The 3,433-nt window shown below is 70.7% G+C and carries 4 protein-coding genes and 2 pseudogenes; 4 read left to right on the plus strand and 2 right to left on the minus strand.

Annotated elements, in window-relative coordinates; all coding sequences use genetic code 11:
- The first annotated feature begins 92 nt into the window (after nt 1-92).
- Both NCC78_RS29550 and NCC78_RS29555 read left to right on the plus strand, forming a co-directional pair.
- Nucleotides 93-1,307: an RNA polymerase sigma factor gene (locus NCC78_RS29550; protein WP_250798653.1), complete on the plus strand. Its 1,215-nt coding sequence runs from the start codon at nt 93-95 to the stop codon at nt 1,305-1,307.
- Between the two features lie 72 nt (nt 1,308-1,379).
- Nucleotides 1,380-1,724 carry a hypothetical protein gene (locus NCC78_RS29555; protein ID WP_250798654.1) on the plus strand — a complete coding sequence of 115 codons (345 nt, stop codon included), beginning with the start codon at nt 1,380-1,382 and terminating at the stop codon, nt 1,722-1,724.
- Between the two features lie 158 nt (nt 1,725-1,882).
- Here the strand turns inward: NCC78_RS29555 and NCC78_RS29560 are convergent, their stop codons facing one another.
- A complete protein-coding gene (locus NCC78_RS29560) occupies nt 1,883-2,311 on the minus strand; it encodes a hypothetical protein (RefSeq protein ID WP_250798656.1) in 429 nt (142 codons plus the stop codon).
- A gap of 302 nt (nt 2,312-2,613) precedes the next feature.
- Here NCC78_RS29560 and NCC78_RS29565 point away from each other — a divergent pair.
- Together NCC78_RS29565 and NCC78_RS29570 are read left to right on the plus strand one after the other, a co-directional pair.
- Nucleotides 2,614-2,808 (plus strand): annotated as a pseudogene (locus NCC78_RS29565) (Scr1 family TA system antitoxin-like transcriptional regulator); the annotation flags it as partial.
- Complete coding sequence (locus tag NCC78_RS29570; RefSeq protein WP_250798657.1) at nt 2,799-2,972, plus strand: DUF397 domain-containing protein; 174 nt, start codon at nt 2,799-2,801, stop codon at nt 2,970-2,972. The pseudogene NCC78_RS29565 and the gene NCC78_RS29570, both read left to right, overlap by 10 nt.
- Nucleotides 2,973-3,061: 89 nt before the next feature.
- Here the strand turns inward: NCC78_RS29570 and NCC78_RS29575 are convergent.
- Nucleotides 3,062-3,433, minus strand: a pseudogene (locus tag NCC78_RS29575) (hypothetical protein); the annotation flags it as partial.

Raw genomic sequence — 3,433 nt, forward strand, 5'->3', positions numbered from 1 at the left:
TGAGATCGCGTCGCGGGCGGTCGCCTACATCGAGTTCCCGATGGAGGTCCGCCGCCTCATGGACCACCAGCCGCCCCAGTCGTGAAGCGGTGGTGAGCGACCAGTCCGTCGGGGACCTGCTGCGCGAGCTCGCGCCGCGGGTCCTCGGCACGCTGGTGCGCCGGCACGGGCAGTTCGACGCGTGCGAGGACGCGGTGCAGGAGGCGTTGCTCGCGGCGGCCCAGCGCTGGCCGGCCGACGGCGTGCCGGAGCGGCCGCACGCCTGGCTGCTGACCGTCGCGACCCGGACGCTGGTCGACTTCTGGCGCCGCGACAGCGCCCGGCGGCGGCGGGAACTGGAGGCCGCCGTGCTCGAGCCGGTCGGGGCGTCGCAGGCGGCGGACGTCGACGACACGCTCGTCCTGCTGTTCCTGTGCTGCCACCCCGATCTGTCACCCTCGTCGCAGCTCGCCCTGACGCTGCGCGCCGTCGGCGGCCTCACCACCGCCGAGATCGCCGCCGCGTTCCTGGTGCCGGAGGCGACGATCGCGAAGCGGATCGTCCGGGCCAAGCAGCGCATCCGCGCGTGCGGGGCCCGGTTCGAGCTGCCCGCTGCCGAACAGCGGCGGGCGCGGCTCGACGTCGTCCTCCACGTGCTGTACCTGGTCTTCAACGAGGGCTACACCACCAGCGCCGGGCCCGTTCTGCATCGCACCGACCTCACCGCCGAGGCGATCCGGCTGACCAGGCTGCTGCACCGGCTCCTGCCCGCCGAGGGCGAGGTCGCCGGGCTCCTCGCGCTGATGTTGCTCACCGACGCCCGGCGGGCCGCCCGCACCGACGCCGCCGGTGCGATCGTGGCCCTCGCCGAGCAGCGGCGCGAACTCTGGGACGCGTCCGCGATCGCCGAGGGCGTCGCGCTCGTAACCGGGACGTTGGGGACCGGGCCGGTCGGGCCGTACCAGATCCAGGCCGCCGTCGCCGCGCTGCACGACGAGGCCGCGACCGCCGACGACACCGACTGGCCGCAGATCCTCGCCCTCTACGACGTCCTCGACCACGTCGCGCCCGGCCCGCTCGTCACGCTGAGCCGTGCCGTCGCCCTCGCGATGGTGCACGGCCCTCGCGCCGGGCTGGCACTCCTCGGCACGCTCGACGTCGACGACCGGATGGCACACACCCACCGCCTCGAGGCGGTCCGCGCCCACCTGCTCGACCAGGCCGGCGACGCGGCCGCGGCCCGCGAGAGCTACCTGCGCGCGGCGCGGATGACCGCGAGCCGTCCCGAACGCGACTACCTCACGCTGCGCGCCGCCCGCCTCGCCTGAGCGCAGCTACTGACGCCCAATGCGGCAGATCAGGATGGCGGCTTGGGCTCGCGACCAGGGAAGATCAGGACCATGGGGCGCAGGTCTGCCAGGTGGGCATGGTCGAAAGTCAGCACGATTCACGGGGTCCGTGGTGGGGACGCCGTCGCGTGTGCCGGCGAGATCTACTCCTACAGGTACCGCCTCTACGCGCCCTCCGACGGCTTCTACGAGCACTGCGTCGGCGTGGCGTGGTGCTCGATCTGCCGCGAGTACTCCGGTTCCATGGTGTTCGTACCGCGGAACGAACGCCTCCCGGACCGGCTTGCCGATCTGCCGACGCCCGAGCGTGAGAGGCTGGCTCGCAGCGAGGTGAAGCTGCTCGATCACCTTGATCGCCTCGTCCGGCGAGGAATTTGGCCGACACGCCAGCCGTGATCGGCGGACGAACTAGCGCGCACTCAATTCGGCACGTCCGGACGCCGGCGACCGGTGCCGACATCACCGTCGGTGACGAGCGCTTCGCGGCAGGTGCGTGCATCTGATCTTGATCCGGCGCGCGGCCACCGGCCAGTTGTGCGCCTCCTGGCCGGTGCTCAGCAGATCCAGCAGTAGAGCGAACTCTTCGTTCGCGCTGCGTTCGCTGCCAAAGCAGCGACCTCACCAAGGAGTTCGTGGGCCAAGTCGTCGTCGATCGCTTCGCCTTCCTCGGACCGCAACTCGATCCACCGCTCGGCGGTCCTGCCCAGCGTCTCGCCGCAGGCGTCCGCCAACGCCTTTGTGAGATCAGAAGGGACGAGTAGAACCAAAGCTGTGTCGTCGCCGCTGACTACGTCCGGACCCCCGCCGGCTATGAGTTCATCGAGGTTCCGATCCATCAGGAGGCTCTCCCACTCCTCAAGCGTCAACCAGACGTCGAAGTTGCCGTAGGTGACCGCCTCGAAGCCTGGTCCAAGCCCGCTTTCCACGACGCTGGCCGCGGCCGAGTTGTCGGGTGCGACGAAGAACTTGATGATCGAACTCACGGGCAAATTATGCTACCGGCCCCGGCTGCCCCGTATGACAAGCCCTGTCCACATGCACGCCCATCGGCAAGACCGCGCGCGAGCGCACGCGCACGCCCGTCACGCGCCGGGGCCTCGGTTGGCGGCGGATGAGGATGTGGTGGTGTCGCGTTGGTCTGCTCAGCCTTTCTACATTGCGACCGGGAGCGTCTCGATCCAACAGGATGCGACCTTTGGCGCCAGCAGGGTTTGGGCGTCCTCGGCGTCCGCCCGAGTCAGGAACACTCCGGCGCCAGAAATCTTCGGCCTTTTTTCGTGGCCCTGGGCCGTTCACGTTCGCCGAGTTGCCGGACGGGACGCGGGTGGCGCATGTGGACAGTCAGGCGCGCGCGCAGATCATCGACCAGGCATCGGAGATTGCTACGCTGGAGCGTCGGTGGGAACGCATCCGGGGCGAGGCCCTTCCCCGAGGTCGGTCCCTGGACCTCCTGAAAGAAGCGGCAGCATCATGGACATGACCGGCGCACGGTGGCGGAAGAGCACGAAGAGCGGCGGCAACGGCGGCGACTGTGTGGAGGTCGCGGACAATCTTCCCGGCGTCGTCCTGGTCCGTGACACGAAGAACCGCGACGGCGGCACGCTGGCCTTCGACACGGCGGCGTGGCGGGCGTTCGTCGCTTAGGTCGCGAGCGGCCGTAACTGAACCGCGGCGTACCCGAAGCGCCGCCCTGATGGGCGGGCGTTTCGTCATCGCTCACGACCTTGATCGGCTCAGGCGTCGGCCTCGGGCAGTTCCTCCGGCTGGGTGACCCAGGCGGAGAAGACCGGCACCCCGTGCCACGGCCCGGTCGCGCTGTCGGGCCGGGAGTCGGTGGCGACCGCGACCACCGCGTACGGATGGCCGAAGCGCAGCTCGGCGGTCCGGGCGACCCCCTCCGGGGGCAGGCTGGTCAGCTCGAACAGCCCGGTCACCGCGGCCGCCTCGAAGCCGTAGCGACCGAACCGGGCCAGCGCTGCCTGCCGGGCCTCGAAGCCGAGGGTCGGCTCGCCCAGCGCCGTCGCCAGCGCCGCCGACGCGGCCGGGAAACCCAGCGCGGGCGCGGTCAGGTCGTGCTCGCTGCTGGCTGACCAGCAGGGCAGCAC

The organism is Micromonospora phytophila, assembly GCF_023656545.1.
Lineage (GTDB): Bacteria > Actinomycetota > Actinomycetes > Mycobacteriales > Micromonosporaceae > Micromonospora > Micromonospora phytophila.